Annotated in this window: 16 protein-coding genes; 7 read left to right on the top strand and 9 right to left on the bottom strand. The window is 68.4% G+C overall.

All coding sequences use genetic code 11. From position 1 onward, the window contains the following. Nucleotide 1: 1 nt before the first annotated feature. From nirB to H261_RS07355, 6 genes are all read right to left on the bottom strand, one after another. Nucleotides 2-2,461: a nitrite reductase large subunit NirB gene (nirB, locus tag H261_RS07380; RefSeq protein ID WP_008615956.1), complete on the bottom strand. Its 2,460-nt coding sequence runs from the start codon at nucleotides 2,459-2,461 to the stop codon at nucleotides 2-4. After that, nucleotides 2,458-3,681, bottom strand: coding sequence for a CmpA/NrtA family ABC transporter substrate-binding protein (locus tag H261_RS07375; RefSeq protein ID WP_040475932.1), 1,224 nt, complete (start codon nucleotides 3,679-3,681; stop codon nucleotides 2,458-2,460). The genes nirB and H261_RS07375 overlap by 4 nt, the downstream gene beginning before the upstream one ends. A 321-nt stretch (nucleotides 3,682-4,002) precedes the next feature. After that, complete coding sequence (locus H261_RS07370; protein ID WP_008615954.1) at nucleotides 4,003-5,679, bottom strand: ABC transporter ATP-binding protein; 1,677 nt, start codon at nucleotides 5,677-5,679, stop codon at nucleotides 4,003-4,005. Between the two features lie 12 nt (nucleotides 5,680-5,691). Next, on the bottom strand, nucleotides 5,692-6,789 hold the full coding sequence (locus H261_RS07365) for an ABC transporter permease (protein ID WP_235062890.1): 1,098 nt from the start codon (nucleotides 6,787-6,789) through the stop codon (nucleotides 5,692-5,694). Between the two features lie 61 nt (nucleotides 6,790-6,850). Beyond that, on the bottom strand, nucleotides 6,851-8,275 hold the full coding sequence (locus tag H261_RS07360; RefSeq protein WP_152426760.1) for a CmpA/NrtA family ABC transporter substrate-binding protein: 1,425 nt from the start codon (nucleotides 8,273-8,275) through the stop codon (nucleotides 6,851-6,853). 403 nt (nucleotides 8,276-8,678) lie between these two features. After that, nucleotides 8,679-9,251, bottom strand: a complete 573-nt coding sequence (locus tag H261_RS07355) for an ANTAR domain-containing response regulator (RefSeq protein WP_008615951.1) — start codon at nucleotides 9,249-9,251, stop codon at nucleotides 8,679-8,681. Between the two features lie 160 nt (nucleotides 9,252-9,411). On the opposite strand from H261_RS07355, the gene H261_RS07350 reads away from it, so the two are divergent. Continuing rightward, entirely contained in the window at nucleotides 9,412-9,990 is a 579-nt protein-coding gene (locus tag H261_RS07350; RefSeq protein WP_008615950.1) for a hypothetical protein, read from the top strand. Between the two features lie 2 nt (nucleotides 9,991-9,992). On the opposite strand, the gene H261_RS07345 is transcribed toward H261_RS07350, so the two are convergent. Together H261_RS07345 and cobS are read right to left on the bottom strand one after the other, a co-directional pair. After that, nucleotides 9,993-10,604 (bottom strand): histidine phosphatase family protein, encoded by a 612-nt coding sequence (locus tag H261_RS07345; RefSeq protein WP_008615949.1) that lies wholly within the window; start codon nucleotides 10,602-10,604, stop codon nucleotides 9,993-9,995. Further along, on the bottom strand, nucleotides 10,601-11,380 hold the full coding sequence (gene cobS / locus H261_RS07340) for an adenosylcobinamide-GDP ribazoletransferase (protein ID WP_008615948.1): 780 nt from the start codon (nucleotides 11,378-11,380) through the stop codon (nucleotides 10,601-10,603). The genes H261_RS07345 and cobS overlap by 4 nt, the downstream gene beginning before the upstream one ends. A gap of 38 nt (nucleotides 11,381-11,418) precedes the next feature. Between cobS and cobT the strand changes: the two genes are divergently transcribed. The 5 genes from cobT to H261_RS07315 all read left to right on the top strand — a co-directional run bounded on the left by cobT (nucleotide 11,419) and on the right by H261_RS07315 (nucleotide 14,944). Then, a complete protein-coding gene (cobT, locus tag H261_RS07335) occupies nucleotides 11,419-12,456 on the top strand; it encodes a nicotinate-nucleotide--dimethylbenzimidazole phosphoribosyltransferase (protein ID WP_040475929.1) in 1,038 nt (345 codons plus the stop codon). 36 nt (nucleotides 12,457-12,492) lie between these two features. Next, nucleotides 12,493-12,819, top strand: a complete 327-nt coding sequence (locus H261_RS07330) for an accessory factor UbiK family protein (RefSeq protein ID WP_040475928.1) — start codon at nucleotides 12,493-12,495, stop codon at nucleotides 12,817-12,819. Between the two features lie 197 nt (nucleotides 12,820-13,016). Further along, nucleotides 13,017-13,520 carry a type III secretion system chaperone family protein gene (locus H261_RS07325; RefSeq protein ID WP_008615945.1) on the top strand — a complete coding sequence of 168 codons (504 nt, stop codon included), beginning with the start codon at nucleotides 13,017-13,019 and terminating at the stop codon, nucleotides 13,518-13,520. Nucleotides 13,521-13,583: 63 nt separating this feature from the next. Further along, nucleotides 13,584-14,375, top strand: coding sequence for a pyrroline-5-carboxylate reductase (gene proC / locus H261_RS07320; RefSeq protein WP_008615944.1), 792 nt, complete (start codon nucleotides 13,584-13,586; stop codon nucleotides 14,373-14,375). Nucleotides 14,376-14,506: 131 nt separating this feature from the next. Next, nucleotides 14,507-14,944: a phasin family protein gene (locus H261_RS07315; protein ID WP_008615943.1), complete on the top strand. Its 438-nt coding sequence runs from the start codon at nucleotides 14,507-14,509 to the stop codon at nucleotides 14,942-14,944. A gap of 67 nt (nucleotides 14,945-15,011) precedes the next feature. On the opposite strand, the gene H261_RS07310 is transcribed toward H261_RS07315, so the two are convergent. Further along, entirely contained in the window at nucleotides 15,012-15,356 is a 345-nt protein-coding gene (locus H261_RS07310) for a hypothetical protein (RefSeq protein WP_008615942.1), read from the bottom strand. 85 nt (nucleotides 15,357-15,441) lie between these two features. Between H261_RS07310 and H261_RS07305 the strand changes: the two genes are divergently transcribed. Further along, on the top strand, nucleotides 15,442-17,007 hold the full coding sequence (locus tag H261_RS07305) for a glycosyltransferase family 39 protein (RefSeq protein WP_152426759.1): 1,566 nt from the start codon (nucleotides 15,442-15,444) through the stop codon (nucleotides 17,005-17,007). Nucleotides 17,008-17,013: the final 6 nt, after the last annotated feature.

Genomic DNA, 17,013 nt, shown 5'->3' with positions numbered 1-17,013 from the left:
TTCAGCCCACCTCGGCCAGGGTTTTGAATTCGTGCGCATCGACCCGCCCCGAGGCCCGCTCGGCCCAGGGGTCGATCTGCGCGTATTCCTGCGAGAAGACGAAGCGGGCGAAGGCGGCGCGACGGCCTTCGGCATCCTCGACCACCCGCTTCTTGACATAGTCCATGCCGACCCGTTCGACCCATGGCGCGGTGCGCTCCAGGTAGCGGGCCTCCTCGCGGTAGATCTGCATGAAGGCGCCGGCATATTCGAGCACCTCTCCTTCCGTGGCGACGCGCACCAGATGGTCGGTGCCGCGCAGTTCGATGCCGCCGTTGCCGCCCACCGAGATGTCGTAGCCGGCCTCGACGCAGACCACGCCGATATCCTTGATGGTGGCCTCGGCGCAGTTGCGCGGGCAGCCCGACACCGCCAGCTTGACCTTGTGCGGCGTCCACGAGCCCCACATCAGCTTCTCCAGCTTGACGCCGAGGCCGGTGGAGTCCTGGGTGCCGAAGCGGCACCATTCCGAGCCGACGCAGGTCTTGACGGTGCGCAGGCCCTTGGAATAGGCGTGGCCCGAGATCAGCCCGGCCTTGCCCAGGTCGGCCCACACGCCGGGCAGGTCCTCTTTCTTGACGCCCAGCAGGTCGATGCGCTGGCCGCCGGTGACCTTGACGGTGGGGATCTCGTACTTGTCGGCCACGTCGGCGATGGCGCGCAGCTCATCGGGGGTGGTCAGGCCGCCCCACATGCGCGGCACCACCGAATAGGTGCCGTCCTTCTGGATGTTGGCGTGGACGCGCTCGTTGATGAAGCGGCTCTGGTAATCGTCGACGTATTCCGCCGGCCAGGCGCACAGCAGGTAGTAGTTCAGGGCCGGGCGGCATTTGGCGCAGCCATCGGCATGGCGCCAGCCCAGGGCCGAACGCACCGCGTCCTGGGTCTTGAGACCCTGATGGAGGATTTCCTTGCGCACCTCGTCGTGGGAGAGGTCGGTGCAGCCGCACATGCCGGCGGCCTTGGCCTCCACCACCTCGCCGGTGACATGGGTCAGGATGGCCTGGACCACCGAGGCGCACTGGCCGCAGGAGGCCGAGGCCTTGGTGTGGGCCTTGACCTCGTCCAGCGAGGTGAGGCCCTTCCCGGTGATGGCCCTGACGATGGCGCCCTTGCTGACGCCGTTGCAGCCGCAGACCTGGGCATCGTCGCTCATGGCGGCGACGTCGACGCCGCCCGCATGGCCCTTGCAGGTGGCGTCGGCATAGGCCTGACCGAAGATCATGCGGTCGCGGATGGCGGCCACGTCGGCCTTTTCCCGAATCAGCTGGAAGTACCAGGAGCCGTCGGCCACGTCGCCGTACATCACGGCGCCCACCACCTTGTCGGCGCGCAGCACCAGCTTCTTGTAGATGCCCCTGGCGCTGTCGCGGTAGACCAGTTCCTCGTCGGCCTCGTCCTGGGCCGCCAGCTGTCCCGCCGAGAACACGTCGATGCCGGTGATCTTGAGGCGGGTGGACAGCGGCGGGGTCTCGTAATGGGCGTCGTCGCGGCCGGCGAGGCGCGAGGCGCAGACCTTGGCCTGCTCCCAGATGGGCGCCACTAGGCCGAAGATCTGGCCGCGATGCTCGACGCATTCGCCCACCGAATAGATGGCCGGGTCCGAGGTGGCCATGTCGTCGCCCACCGCGATGCCGCGGTTGATGTCGAGGCCCGAGGCCTTGGCTAGGTCGACGTTGGGACGGATGCCGATGGCGACGACCACCAGATCGGCGGGAATCTCGCGGCCGTCGGTCAGCTTGACGCCCTGGGCGCGGCCGTCCTCGACGCCCATGATCTCCTCGGTCTGGCCCGAGGTGAAGAAGTGCAGGCCGCGCTCGGTCAGGTCCTTCTGCAGCAGGCCGCCGGCCTCCACGTCCAACTGGCGCTCCATCAGGGTGGGCATCAGGTGGACCAGGGCGACGGGCATGCCGCGCCGCTTCAGGCCCCAGGCGGCCTCCAGGCCCAGCAGGCCGCCGCCGATCACCACGGCGCGCTGCTTGGCCTCGGCGGCGTCCAGCATCTTCTCCACGTCGGCGATGTCGCGGAAGGCGACCACGCCGGGCAGCTCCAGGCCTGGCAGCGGCGGCATCAGCGGCTTGGAGCCGGTGGCCAGCAGCAGCTTGTCATAGGGGACCACCACGCCGTTGGCCGAGGTGACGGTCTTGGCCGCGCGGTCGATGCCGACCACCGGGTCGCCGGTGTGAAGGGTGATGCCGTTGTCGGCGTACCAGGCGCGCGGGTTGATGACGATGTCGTCCACCTGCTTCTCGCCGGCCAGCACCGAGGACAGCATGATGCGGTTGTAATTGGGGTGGGGCTCGGCGCCGAACACCGTGATGTCGTAGCGGGCCGGGGCGATGGCCAGCAGCTCCTCGACGGTGCGCATGCCGGCCATGCCGTTGCCGATGACCACCAGCTTCTGACGGGGAACAGCGTTCATGTGAGGTCTCCTGATTCGGTTCTGGCCGTCGGGGGCAAGGCGGTAACGCGGGAGGTGAAGGGGTCGAAGGTCAGGCCGCCCAGCAGCAGGTCCGGCCCCATCTCCATGGGCCCCGTGGCCTTCAGCAGGGTCCAGGGGGCGGCATGGGTGCCCTCGGTCTTGTAGTCGGTCAGCGGGACGCCGAGGCCCAGCGCCAGGGCGGCCACCCGGTAGAGGTCGGGGCGGAACACGGCCTCGGCGGCGGCCCGCGTATCCAGGGCGGCCGGCGCCATGTCCCAGCGCTTCATCATCTCCAGGTACCACATGGCCTGGGAGCGCCAGGGGAAGTTGGCGGCATGGGCGTGGAAGACCAGCAAATCCCCGGGCAGTCCGTTCTCGCCCAGCAGCGGCGCCAGCAGCGCCTCGACCGGGGCGTTGACGTATTGCGGCTGGGCCAGCAGCCCGGCCAGTTCCGAACGGTTGCCGTCGCACCAGATGGCGGCGGAGATCAACGCCCGCAGTACCGCCAGATGGGTCTCGGGATAGGTTTCGGCCCACGCCTGCGTCACGGCGAAGACCTTTTCCAGCCGGCCGGCGAAGATGTCGGCGCTGGCGGCGGCGGTGCGGCCCAGGCTCATGCGCACCGCCAGGCTGCCCCAGGGCTCGCCCACCGCATAGCCGACGATGTTGCCCGCCGACAGGAACGAGATCATCTGGGACGGCGGCACCACGGTGAGGAGGACGTCCGTCCGGGTATCGATGCCGGCGGCCTCCATCCACAGGCGCAACTCGGCGGCGTGGGGGGAATAGGGATAGACGGTGGCGAAGGTCATGGGCGGGCGGCCGCAGGCCTTGTCGGCCTCGATGACCCGCTTCAGGGCGCGGGCCGAGACCGGCCGGACGGCCATGGATTCGGGATCGGCCTGTTCCATGCGCTCCCACAGCGCGTTGCCGATGGTGATGGTGTTGCCGCCCAGGCTGAGCGCCATGCCGGCGGCCATGGGCAGCTTCAGCGGCGACAGCCCCAGGCTCATGGCCAGGGGCATGGGGGCCAGCATCTGGGCGCCGTCCAGGGCGCCCACCGCCACCTTGTCGCGGATGGAGGCCCACGAGGCCTCGCGCGACAGCTCGACGTCCAGGCCCATCTCGGCGAAGAAGCCGCGCTCCTTGGCCACCACCAGGGGGGCCGCGTCGATCAGCGGCACGATACCGAGCTTCAGGCGGGTCTTTTCCACTCTCATCTCTTGGGTCCCTCGGCCAAACAAAAAAGGCGTTCCGCGGAATGCCCGGCGCCGGGCCCCGTCCGGGGCCGCGCCGAATTCCGTGGAACGCCTTTGTTCCGTCACCCGGCCGGCCGCTTCGTCGCGGCCCGCGGGCTTTGTTCCGGGCGGCGGTCACCTCGCCATTGAGGCCGTTTGCCGCCCGGTACCAAACTCGCCCTTTCACTTGCATGTCCCGTGCCAGGGCCGGAATGGCGGTCTGTCAGGGATTTCGGCGAATGTCCGGGTCGATGTGCCTAAATTTAGAACAGAGACAATAGTGCTGGTTATTTTCTATGCAGATCAGGAGGCCTTAGAATGGGCGCCGGTTTCGTACTCGTCCAGGAAATCCAGCACCTCGGCGCGATACTCGTAGTAGCGGGGGTGCTCGAGCAGGGCGCGGCGCGAGCGCGGACGCGGGATGTCCACATGCAGCACCTTGCCGATGCGGGCATTGGGGCCGTTGGTCATCATCACCACCCGGTCGGCCATCAGGATGGCCTCGTCCACGTCATGGGTGACGCAGATGGCGGTGACCTGGGTGCGCGCCCAGACCTCCATCAGCACCTCCTGCAGTTCCCAGCGGGTGAGCGAGTCCAGCATGCCGAAGGGCTCGTCGAGCAGCAGCAGCTTGGGGCTCAGCGCGAAGGCCCGCGCGATGCCGACCCGCTGCCTCATGCCGTTGGACAGGTCCGCGGCCTTCTTGTCCATGGAATCGCCGAGGCCGACCCGTTCCAGGTAATAGGACACGATGTCCAGGCGCTCGGCCGGGCTGGCGTGGGGATAGACCCGGTCGACGCCCAGCGCCACATTCTGCAGCGCCGTCAGCCAGGGAAACAGCGAGGGGGCCTGGAACACCACGGCGCGGTCGGGGCCGGCGTCGGTGACCTCGCGGCCGTCCAGGATGACACCGCCTTCCGACACCTCGGTCAGGCCCGCCGTCATGGTCAGCACCGTGGACTTGCCGCAGCCGGAATGGCCGATCAGCGAGATGAACTCGCCCCGGTGCATCTTGAGGTCGAAGCCGTCCACCACGGTCAGCGGCCCCTTGGGGGTCGGGAAGATCTTCTTGACCTGCGAGAATTCGACGTAGCGGTCGGGATTGTTGACCCGCCCGGCCTCGCGATAGGCCTTGGGCGGGCCGCCGACGCTGATGGGCGCCACGTCGGGCAGGGCGCGGCCGTCGCCGGCCTCGGCGCCGCGCTCGACGCCGACCGCCATCAGGTATTCGGTGATCTCGGCCCGCAGGCGCTTGAAATCCTCGTCGTGATTGACGGCGGCGCGGTCGCGCGGACGGGGCAGGTTGACCTTGAAGGCCGGCCCCAGGGTAGCGCCCCCCATCAGCGTTTTGGGTCCGGGATTGAGCGGAATGATCCGGTCGGCCAGCAGCAGCGCCTCGTCCACGTCGTTGGTGATCAGGACGACGGTCTTCTTCTCCTGCTCCCAGATGGACTCGATCTCGTCCTGGAGCTTGGCCCGCGTCAGGGCGTCGAGCGCCGACAGCGGCTCGTCGAGCAGCAGGATGTCGGGGCTCATGGCCAGGGCGCGGGCCACGGCGACCCGCTGGCGCATGCCGCCCGACAGTTCGGCCGGGCGGCGGTCCACCGCGTGGGACAGGCCGACCATGCCGATATACTTGGCGACCTTGGCGGCGCGCTCGGCCTTGGGGGCGCCGGCCATGACGGCATCCACCGCCAGGGCGACGTTGCCCTCCACCGTCAGCCAGGGCATCAGGGAATAGCTCTGGAACACCACGCCGCGATCGGCGCCGGGGCCAACCACCGGCTTACCGCGCAGCAGCACCTGGCCGGCATCGGGGGCGGCGAGGCCGGCCATCAGGGAGACCAGGGTGGTCTTGCCCGAGCCGGAGAAGCCGAGGATGGCGATGAACTCGCCCTCCTCGATGGCCAGGTCGATGTCGCGCAGGACCGTGGTCTGGCCGTAGGCCTTGGCGACGCCCTTGAGTTCGAGGAATGCCATGATGAACCCTCCTCAGCGGGTGGCGGAGTGGGAGAACATGGCCTGCAGCGCCATCATCACCCGGTCGAGCAGGAAGCCGATCAGGCCGATGGTCAGCACCGCCACCATGATCTTGGCCAGCGATTGCGACGAGCCGTTCTGGAACTCGTCCCACACGAACTTGCCGAGGCCGGGGTTCTGGGCCAGCATCTCCGCGGCGATCAGCACCATCCAGCCCACGCCCAGCGACAGCCGCATGCCGGTGAAGATGTAGGGCAGCGCCGAGGGCAGGACCAGCTTGCGGATGGTGGTGGTCATGGGCAGGTTGAGCACCCGGCCCACATTGACCAGATCCTTGTCGATGGAGGCGACGCCGATGGCGGTGTTGATCAGGGTGGTCCACAGCGAGCACAGCGTCACGGTGATCGCCGAGTTGAGGAAGGCCTTCTCGAACATGGGATCATTGCTGACATAGGTGGCCGACACCACCATGGTGACGATGGGCAGCCAGGCCAGCGGCGAGACCGGCTTGAAGATCTGGATCAGCGGGTTCAGCGCGGCGTTGACCGTCTTGGACAGGCCGCACATGACGCCCAGCGGCACCGCCACCAGGGTGGCCAGCACGAAGCCCATGAACACCGTCTTCAGGCTGGTGGCGATCTGGTCGAGATAGGTGGGCTTGCCGGTGAACCTGCGGGTCTTGACCTCGCCGCCCTCGGCCTTGGCCTCGGCGTTGCGTTTGGCCTGGCGCTCGTTGAAGGCGGCCTCCTTGGCACGCTCGGCCCGGTGGTCGGCGATCAGGTTGTCCACCTGCGCCCAGACCTCGACCGGACCGGGAACCGCACCCAGCGAGGTCTGCACCTTGGGGGCCAGCGCCCCCCAGGCCAGCAGGAACAGGACGATGGCCGCCAGGGGAATGCCCAGTTGGCGCCACAGCTCGGCCACCTGCCGGCGGGGTTCGGTGCCGGTGGCCAGCCGGCCCAGCGGGACGACCCAGCCGAACCCGGCGACGGTCAGGATGGCACCGGCCCGGTTGAAGGCGTAGCCGAGCGAGATGGCGGACTTCTTGGGAGCGGCGGCCTGGGCGCCGGCGACCTGGGTGATGCTGGTCATGGTCTTATCCTCGTTCACGTTCGTTGTCCCTCGATCGCCCGATCCCTCCCCCGGCCGCACCGGGGGAGGGATTGGTCCTTCAGTTCCCGACGACCTTGTTGTTTTCCACCTTCTGGCCGCCCTTGAGGCCGACCGCGAACTTCTTCAGGTAGTCGTTGGGCTTCCTGTCGTCATAGGCGACGCCGTCGATGAAGTCGGAGGTGGGAGCGCGGAAGCCGTCGGTGTCCCAGGGAAAGTCCTCCTTGGCCACCTTGCCCTCCTCCAGCAGGGCCTTGGCCGCCTTCAGGTAGGTGTCCGGCTTGTAGACCGACCGGGCGGTCTCCAGGTACCACGAGTCCGGCTTGCCCTCGGCGATCTGCCCCCAGCGGCGCATCTGGCTCAGGTACCAGATGGCGTCCGAGTAGTAGGGATAGGTGGCGAAATAGCGGTAGAACACGTTGAAATCGGGAACGGCGCGCTTGTCGCCCTTCTCGTATTCGAAGGTGCCGGTCATGGAATTGGCGATGACCTTGGCGTCGGCGCCCACGTATTCCGGCTTGGCCAGGATCTTCACCGCCTCGTCGCGGTTGGCGTTGTTGTTCTCGTCCAGCCACTTGCCGGCGCGGATCAGCGCCTTGACCACCGCCACGTGGGTGTTGGGATATTTCTCGGCCCAGGCGTTGTTGACGCCGAACACCTTCTCGGGATTGTTTTTCCAGATTTCGTAATCGGTGATCACCGGCACGCCGATGCCCTTGAACACGGCGGCCTGGTTCCAGGGTTCGCCCACCGAATAGCCGGAGATGGTGCCGGCCTCCAGGGTGGCGGGCATCTGGGGCGGCGGGGTGACCGACAGCAAGGCGTCGGCGCCGATCTGGCCGCCGACGTTCTCGGGCGAGTAGAAGCCGGGATTGATGCCGCCCGAGGCCAGCCAGTAGCGCAGTTCGTAGTTATGGGTGGAGACCGGGAAGACCATGCCCATGTTGAAGGACTTGCCCTGGGCCTTGTAGGCGTCGATCACCTTCTTCAGGGCGTCGGCCTTGATGGGATGGACGATCTTGCCGTCGGGACCCTTGGGCAGGTGCGGCCTCATCATCTCCCATACCTCGTTGGAGACGGTGATGCCGTTGCCGTTGAGGTCCATGGAGAAGGCGGTGACCACGTGGGCCTTGGTACCGTAGCCGATGGTGGCGCCCAGCGGCTGACCGGCCAGCATGTGGGCGCCGTCCAACTCGCCCGAGATCACCCGGTCCAGCAGCACCTTCCAGTTGGCCTGGGGCTCCAGGGTGACGAACAGCCCCTCGTCCTCGAAGAAGCCCTTCTCCTTGGCGATGGCCAGCGGCGCCATGTCGGTCAGCTTGATGAAGCCGAGCTTGATCTCGTCCTTCTCCAGCTTCAGCTTGGCGGCACCGGCCGGAAGCGGCATGGCCACGGCGAGCAGGGCCGCCGCCGCAAGTCCCATGGCCCCACGGCGGCCGAAGGCGGCCAGAATATCCTTGGACCCGTCACTCATCGTCTTCGTCATGTCAGTCCTCGCCAAGTCTTGAAGCCAAACGCAAAAAAGGCGTTCCGCGGCGTCGCGCCACCCGCAGCGGGGGCGCAATTCCGTGGAACGCCTTTGTTCCCTTTCGGCCGGGCCCGGCATCGTCGCCGGGTCGGCCGTCCGTCAATTCCTGCGGCGGGACCTCGCCATTGAGGGGCTCCGCCGTGCATGACGGATCAAAGCAACCATCGTGCCAGATAGGAATTTGACCGATTCCGGGAGTTTGCGGCGGTGCAGCATATGGACGCTGCATATATTTTAATCACGCGCACTCTAATGATTAAAATATAGGCTTAATGTGCCCCTGCGGTAAACCTGCCCGCCCTCCGCCGCCGATGCATATATTTTGATCGATATATGGCATTTGGGCTAAAATTTATGCAGATCAGCCGAGCAGTTCGGCTGCCTCGATGATCCTGTTGGCGACGTCGATCAGGCGCTGCTTCTGGTCCATGGCCATGCGCCGCATCAGGCGGTAGGCCTCGTCCTCCTCGACCTTGCGCCGCTTCATCAGGATGCCCTTGGCCTTCTCGATCTGCTTGCGTTCGGCCAGCGTGGTGCGGGCCTTGTCCAGCTCGCCCCGCAGGGACTGGAACTGTGCGAAGCGGGCAATGGCCACGTCGATCACCGGACGCACCCGGTCGGGCTTCAGCCCGTCCACCACATAGGCGGAAACCCCGGCGTCCACCGCCGCCTTGATGGTCTCGGGCTTGCCGTCCTGGGCGAACATCACCACCGGGCGACCCTGCTCGATGCCGACCCGGCGCATGTCCTCCAGGGTGTCGCGGTCAGGGGAATCGATATCGACGATGATCACGTCGGCGGCCAGCTCCGCCACCCGGGCGGGCAAGCCGGCGCCGCTGCCGAACACCGCCACCACGGTGAAGCCGTCCGCTTCCAGCGCGTCGCGGACCATCTCGGCCCGGTCCCGCTCATCGTCCACCACGATGACCCGCAATTGCCTGGTCCTTCCTCGTTACCACCCCGACAAACAAGCATGTATCATGCCAGTTGCAGCGAACACCCCTCCCCCGGGACCTTAAGCCATCGGCCGGCCATTGCAATGGCCGGCGACGGTGCTACCCTCGCGGCAGAGGCGGAGGAGGAGCGGAGCGGTAATGACCCGATCGATCACGGCGGTGGCGCTGCTCATGGCCCTGGCGGCCCTTCCCGCCGCGGCGGCGAGCCAAGGCGGCAGCAAGGAAGGCGCCGGCGAATCCGCCGCCGCCGCGTGGGCCGCCCTGCCGGGCCCGCGGGAACTGGTGATGCAGCCGCAGCAGGCCAGCGAGAGCCTGGGCATGGTGACCATCAGCGCCACCATGTGGGCGGGGTCGGGTTCCGCCAAGTGCCGGGTCAACTTCACCATCGAGAACTATTCCTCGGCCACGGTGGCGCTGGGCTTCATCGGCCGCACCTTCGGGGCCAAGGACGAGTTGGTGGACAACTGGGTGGTCACCATCGCCGCCCTGCCGCCCAACGGCCGCACCGGCCGGCTGTTCTCCTGCACTCTGGGAGCGACCCAGCTGATCCTGGTCCCCACCGCCAGCTACGACTGGCCGCCGGCCAAATGCGTCAAGGGCGCCGAGGAGACCGAGGCCTGCCCCCTGACCGTCAAGCTGACGTCGACACTGCCCGTCGCCGAGAAGAAGGAGATCAAGAAGGAAGATCCCAAGGACGACAAGAAGGGCAAGAAGTAGCCCTACGCATAGGGCTGGGCGTTGACCGTCTCGACACGCCAGCCCGAACCCGTGGAATCCAGCCGGGTCAGCGACAGCGGCTTGACCGCGAAGCGCAGCGCCTGCTCCGGGGTGAGGCCCAGCGCCACCGCCAGGGCGGCGCGCACCGTTCCCGCGTGAACCACCGCCAGGATGTCGCGGCCGGCCTGGGCGGCGGTGATCTGCTCGAGGGCGGCGCGCACCCGCTCGACCATGGCGGCGAAGCTCTCGCCGCCCGGCGGCGTGGATGCGGCCGGGTCGGCCCAGAAGGCGGCGAGATCCGGGTCCTTGGCCGCTTCCAGATCCATCCACGACCGGCCCTGCCAGCGGCCGAAATCCTGCTCCGCCAGATCGGGCTCGACCATGGGGGGCGGCAGCAGCAGACCGGCGGCCTCCAGGGCGCCGGCGGTCTGGCGGCAACGGATCAGGCCGCTTTCCACCAGCACCGGGTTGACCGGCAGGATACGGGCCAGGGCCAGGAACACCTCCTCCTCCGAGGTGTCGCAGGCCACGTCCAGGCGGCCGGTGATGCGGCCGTGGGGGCAGGGAACCGGGGCGTGGCGCAGCAGCCACCAGCGCGTCGAATTCTGGCTCATGTCAAAGCTCCGGCAGCGGCCAGCAGGATGGCGATCTCGGCGGCCTGCTGCACGGCCCCCAGCACGTCGCCGGTATAGCCGCCCAGCGCCCGGCGGGCGAGCCACACCACGGCGCCGCCCGCCGCCAGGGCGGCCAGCAGGACGGCCAGGGTGCCGCTCAATCCCAGCCCGATCAGGCAGGCCAGCAGGCCGAGCCCGGCGGCGGCGGCGGCGACGGTGGCGTCGGGGCAGCCCGCCCCGGCGCCCAGCCCGTCGGTCCGCGCCGGCCCCATCACCTGCATGGCGGCGGGGATCAGGGCGCGCGACAGGGCCAGGGCCGCCACCAGGGCGGCGCACTGGCCCCAGCCCAGGGGAATGGCCGCCAGGGCCGAGGCCCTGAGGCCGATGGAAAAGATCAGGGCCAGCACGCCGAAGGCGCCGGTACGCGAATCGCGCATCACCTCCAGGCGGCGTTCGCGCCCGCCGCGCGCCCCCAGACCGTCGGCCAGGTCGGCCAGCCCGTCCTCGTGCAGGGCGCCGGTGGCCAGCACCAGGGCGAGGACGGCCAGCAGGGCGGCGGGCAAGGGCGGCAGCACGCTTGCCGCCGCCCAGGCGATCGCGGCGGTTCCCAGGCCGAGGGCGATCCCCACCAGGGGAAAGGCGCGCATGGACCGCGCCAGATCGCCCATGCCGGCATCGGGCAGCGGCAGGCGGGTGAGGAACACCGCCGCCAGATGGGCGTCGCCCAGCCAGGATCGCGGCGGCGGATTCTCGTCGATGACAGGTGACTCGCTCATGACGATGGGTTATAGGACGACCAAGGCCAAGCCGCAATATGTTGGGGAGAGAATCCTTGAATTCGTCTATTTCTAGCGTTGCCCAGATCCGCTCCCTGCTGGCCGCCCTGCCCGGCCCCGATGCCGCCGCTTCGGCCGCCTGGGCGGCGCGCGAGCCCCAGCTGACCAAGCCGGCCGGCTCGCTGGGCCGCCTGGAAGAGGTGTCGGCCTGGCTGGCCGCCTGGCAGGGCCGCCATCCGCCGCGCATGGAGACGCCGGCGGCCCGCATCTTCGCCGGCAACCACGGCGTGGCGGCGTTGGGCGTCTCGGCCTTTCCGCCCGAGGTGACGGTGCAGATGGTGGCCAATTTCCGCCACGGCGGCGCCGCCATCAACCAGTTGTGCAAGACCTTCGGCATCGAACTGGACGTGCTGGCGCTGGACCTCGACCGCCCCACCGCCGACTTCACCAAAGGAGCGGCCCTGGACGAGGCGGAATTCGTCGCCGCCTTCCGGGCCGGCATGGATGCGGTGCCGGACGGTGCCGACGTGCTGGTGATCGGCGAAATGGGCATCGGCAACACTACCCCGGCGGCGGCGGTGTCGGCGGCGCTGTTCGGCGGCGAGGCCGCCGACTGGACCGGGCGTGGCACCGGCGTCGAGGGCGGCGCCCTGGCCCGCAAGATCGAGGTGGTCGGCCAGGGCGTGGCGCGGCACAAGGGCAATACCCCGCTGGACATCCTGCGCTGCCTGGGCGGGCGCGAGCTGGCCGCCATGGCCGGCGCGGTGCTGGCGGCGCGGCAAAAGCGCGTGCCGGTGCTGCTCGACGGCTACGTCACCACGGCGGCGGTGGCCGCCCTGGAGGCCGAGGCCAAGGGGGCGCTGGACCATTGCATGGTCGGCCACGTCTCGGTGGAGCCGGGCCACAGGCGCCTGCTGGCCGCCCTGGGCAAGACCGCCCTGTTCGACCTGGGCATGCGCCTGGGCGAGGGATCGGGCGCCGCCCTGGCGGTGGGCGTGCTGAAGGCCGCCTGCGCCTGCCACGCCGGCATGGCCACCTTCGCCGAGGCGGGAGTCAGTGACAAGGACGAGGCATAGAGTCATAATCGTCCCTTGCTTTTCCAAGAGGCCGCCATGCAAAGCCAGAAGCCCTTCTTCGACGATCTCGCCCGTGTCGCGTCCGGCGCGCTGGGGGCGCTGTCCGGCCTGCGCGCCGAGATGGAAGCGATGATGCGCCAGCAATTCGAGCGCTTCACCTCCAGTCTCGACCTGGTCCCGCGCGAGGAGTTCGAGGTGGTGCGCGCCATGGCCATCAAGGCCCGCGAGGACAACGAGGCCCAGGCCGCCCGCATCAATGAGCTGGAGGCCCGGCTGGCCGCCCTCTCCGCCGCCCCGGCTCCGGCTCCCACCAGGCCCAAGGCGGCGCCCAAGCCCAAGGCGCCCCCCAAGGCGGTCAAGTAATGCCCCGCCCCGGCGGGCGGGACCCATCGGGGTGCGGGTTATCCACATAAATTCATAAATACTCCGTAAATAAAGCCTTGCGCCCCCGGCTGGCGTTTGGGTAGGCTACCCCTTGTGCAAATTCCGCAGGCGCGAACACAATCTTTTGATTCGGGTCGGCGGAATCGACGGTAGCCATGCCAAGGGAGGGCGCAGGCATGACCTTGACCGCCACGTATCAGGAAGAGCCCCAGATCAATCCTGTCGACCTTGTCGAGCAAGTCGTCGCCGCCAATGACTGGGTGTTCGACCGCCGCAACGACGAGGAACTGGCCGCCGAGGCCCCCGGCCAGTGGTGCAATTACAGCCTTTATTTCGCCTGGCGCGAAGACATGGGGGCCATGCACTTCACCTGTGCCTTCGACATGAAGATTCCGCCGTCCCGCCGGGCGGTGGTTCACGAGCTGCTCGCCACCCTGAACGAGAAGCTGTGGATCGGCCATTTCGGCCTGTGGGAGGACGAGGGCGTGCCCATGTTCCGCCACACCTCGCTGCTGCGCGGCGGGGCCGGATTCGCCCCCGAGCAGGTGGAAGACCTGGTGGACATCGCCGTCACCGAGTGCGAGCGCTTCTACCCCGCCTTCCAGTTCGTCATCTGGGGCGGCAAGACCGCCGCCGAGGCTATTGCCGCCTCGCTGCTGGAGACCGTGGGCGAGGCTTGACTTCGCCCGCGTCCCCGTGCCATGCCGGACGCCTCGGATGACCCAGGCGCGGAGGCTTTTCCCATGACCAAGATTCTGCTGGTCGGTTGCGGCAAGATGGGGTCGGCCATGCTGGCCGGCTGGCTCGAGCGCGGCGTTGCCCCGGCCGACGTGGTGGTGGTCGAGCCCTCGTCGCCCGCCCTCGGGGCGGTGCGGGTGGTGGCCTCCGACGCCGCCATTCCCATGGACTTCGTCCCCGACGTGGTGATCTTCGCCGTCAAGCCGCAGGTGATGGCCGAGGTGGTGCCGCCCTATGCCCGCTTCGGCCGCGCCGTCTTCCTGTCCATCGCCGCCGGCCGGACCATCGCCTTCTTCCGCGGCCAGTTGGGCGCCTCGGCGACCATCGTCCGGGCCATGCCCAACACCCCGGCGGCGGTGCGGCGCGGCATCACCGTGTGCTGCGCCGAAGCCGGCGTGCCGGCGACGGCGCGCGACCTCTGCCAGTCGCTGCTGGAAGCGGTGGGCGAAGTCGGCTGGGTCGAGGACGAAAGCCTGATGGACGTGGTCACCGCCGTGTCGGGATCGGGTCCCGCCTATATCTTCCTGCTGGCCGAGGCCATGGAGGCCGCCGGCCTGGCCCAGGGGCTCCCCCCCGCCCTGGCCGAACGGCTGGCGCGGGCCACGGTGGCCGGAGCCGGCGAATTGCTGCGCCTGTCGCCCGAGCCGGCGGCGCAGTTGCGCAAGAACGTCACCTCGCCCGGCGGCACCACGGCGGCGGCGCTGTCTGTACTGATGGCCGACAGCCACGGCATCCCCAGCCTGATGACCGAGGCGGTGGCCGCCGCGACTCGCCGGGGACGGGAACTGGCCGGCTAGCCATACCATTTGCGCAATGTAGGTATTTCCACCATCTGAAATCAGTCGGGTACGACTCCGTTTGACTCGAAGCCGCCCCCGCGATTATGTTCGCTGCACCGCAACATAAAAACCCGGGTGGAGATTTAATCATGGCCGGCAAGCAGACTGAGCAGTTCTTTGATTTCGACGTCGCCAAGTATCTGGGCGACTTCAAGGTTCCCGGCGTGGATGTCGAGACCATCGTCGCCAACCAGCGCAAGAACATCGAGGCGCTGACCCAGGCCAACAAGCTGGCCTTCGAGGGTCTGCAGAACGTGGTGAAGCGTCAGGTCGAAATCCTGCGCCAGACCATGGACGAGGTCGCCCTGGTCTCCAAGGACTTCGCCGAGCCCGGCTCCCCCCAGGACAAGGCCGCCAAGCAGGCCGAGTTCGCCAAGGATGCCTTCGAGCGCGCCCTGTCCAACGCCCGTGAGCTGGCCGAGATGATCGCCAAGGCCAATTCCGAGGCCTTCGACCTGCTGAACAAGCGCTTCACCCAGAGCCTGGACGAAGCCCGCGACCTGTTCGCCAAGGCCGGCAAGAAGTAATCCTCCGCCCGTTCGGACGGATACGCCGACGGCCGCTCCCGCAAGGGGGCGGCCGTTTCGTTTGGCGTCACTTCTCGAAAACGGCCCAGCCCTTGTCGCCCTTGACGAAGCGGCCCGAGGCCTTCTCGGTCTTCTCGCCCAGCGGGCCGTTCAGCGTCATCTCGAAGTCGCAGGCGAAGCCGGGATTGCCCTTGGCCTCGGCGCAGGCCAGCTTCCTGAAGCCCTTGACCTTGGTGGACAGGTCCTTGCCGATCAGCTTGCCGACCCCTCCCAGCTGCTCGTTCATGCCGCCGAAGGTCTGTTCGACGGCGGCCTTCATGTCGGCCTCGGACGGCTCGCCGCTGCAGGCGGCCAGGGCCAGGCAGACGGTGGAAACGGCGGCAAGCGACCGGGCAAGGGCGAAACGGGACATGTGATCTCCTCCATCCATCATCCTTCGGGTATAGCCGCCGGCCGGCCGCGCGGCAAGGTGGCGACTGGTAGAGGGTGGGCATTTCGTGGTATTGGCCCGTCGCCCCTTTTCCCAGCAGCCGGAGTCCAGCGTGGCGCCCGACGCCAAGACCATTCGCCCCCCAACCGTCGGGACCAGGGATTTCGCCCTGCTGGCCGGACTGACGGCGGCGGCCGCGCTGCTGCATCTGTGGCTGGCGGGAGCAACGCTGCTGTCGGGCGACGAGGCCTATTACTGGCTGTGGTCGCGGCGCCTGCAATTGTCCTATTACGACCATCCGGCCATGATGGCCTGGTGGATGGCCGCCAGCACCGCCCTGTTCGGCGAATCCGAGGCGGCCATCCGCCTGCCCGCCGTCCTGGCCGTCGCCGCCGTCACATTCCTGGGCTTCGACATCGCCCGGCTGGCCTTCCGCGACATCCGCGCCGGCTGGTGGACGGTGGTGGTGCTCAACGCCACCATCCTGTTCGCCGCCGCCGGGGTGATCGTCACCCCGGATTCGCCGCTGCTGGTGTTCTGGTCGGCCTCCCTGTGGGCCATGGTCCGCCTGCTGGACGAAGGCCGCCTGCGCTGGCTCTACGTCCTGGGCCTGTCGCTGGGGCTGGGCTTCACCTCCAAATACACCATGGTGCTGATCGCCCCGGGCATCCTGGCGGTGTTCGCCCTGTTCCCCGAAGGGCGGCGCTGGTGGAAAAGCCCGCATTTCTGGGCGGCCATCGTGCTGGCGCTGGCCTGCACCTCGCCGGTGCTGATCTGGAACGCCCTGTACGACTGGGTTTCCATCCGCAAGCAGTTGTCCCACTCCTTCGACGCGCCGGTGGGCAATCCCTGGAAAAGCCTCGTCACCTTCCTCGGCACCCAATTGGGTACCGTCACCCCGCTGATCTTCGCCTTCATGCTGTGGGGCATGGGCTGGGCGCTGTGGACCGGCTGGCGGCGGGGCAATCCCGCCTGGTTCCTGCTGGGCGCCACCTCGGCGCCGCTGCTGGCTTTTTTCCTCAATCACAGCCTGGGCGGGCTGGTGCAGCCCCATTGGCCGGGGCCGGCCTATCTGGGGGCGGCCATCGCCACCGCGGGCGCCTGGGTGAGTCTGGGGCCGGCCTGGAGCCGGAGCCTGCGGGGGGCCTGGATCGCGGCGATCTGCCTGGGCGGCCTGATGGTGGCCGCCACCTACGCGCAGATGGCGTCCGCCCTGCTGCCCATTCCCATCAAGTCCGACCCCATGAGCCGCCTGGGGGAATGGGACAGGCTGGCCCGCGCCGTCGAGGCCGAACGGGCCAAGCGCCCCGACGCCTTCGTCTTCGCCGCCAAGCACGAGGTGGCCGGGCTGCTGACCTATTACCTGCCCGGCCATCCCATCGTCTTCCTGACCGGTTCGGCTGGCTTTCCCCGGATTCCTTCGTATGATGCGCGGGACGCGGCCGCCCTGCCGGGACGGGACGGGCTGTTCGTGATCAAGGACGGGCGCTACGCGCTGCAGGATATCCGCCCGTCGTTTCGCGGCCTGTCCCTGCTGACCACGGTGGAGAGGACCTGGGGCGGCAAGGTGGTCGACCGGTACGAAATCTGGCTGGCCGAGTCCTATGGCTCGGGCACCTTCGAGAACAAGTGAGGCGGG

The sequence above is a fragment of the Paramagnetospirillum caucaseum genome, from assembly GCF_000342045.1.
In the GTDB taxonomy this organism is placed as follows: Bacteria; Pseudomonadota; Alphaproteobacteria; order Rhodospirillales; family Magnetospirillaceae; genus Phaeospirillum; species Phaeospirillum caucaseum.
Note: the sequence above shows the minus strand (reverse complement) of the source record. Positions and strands in the feature narration are given on the sequence as shown.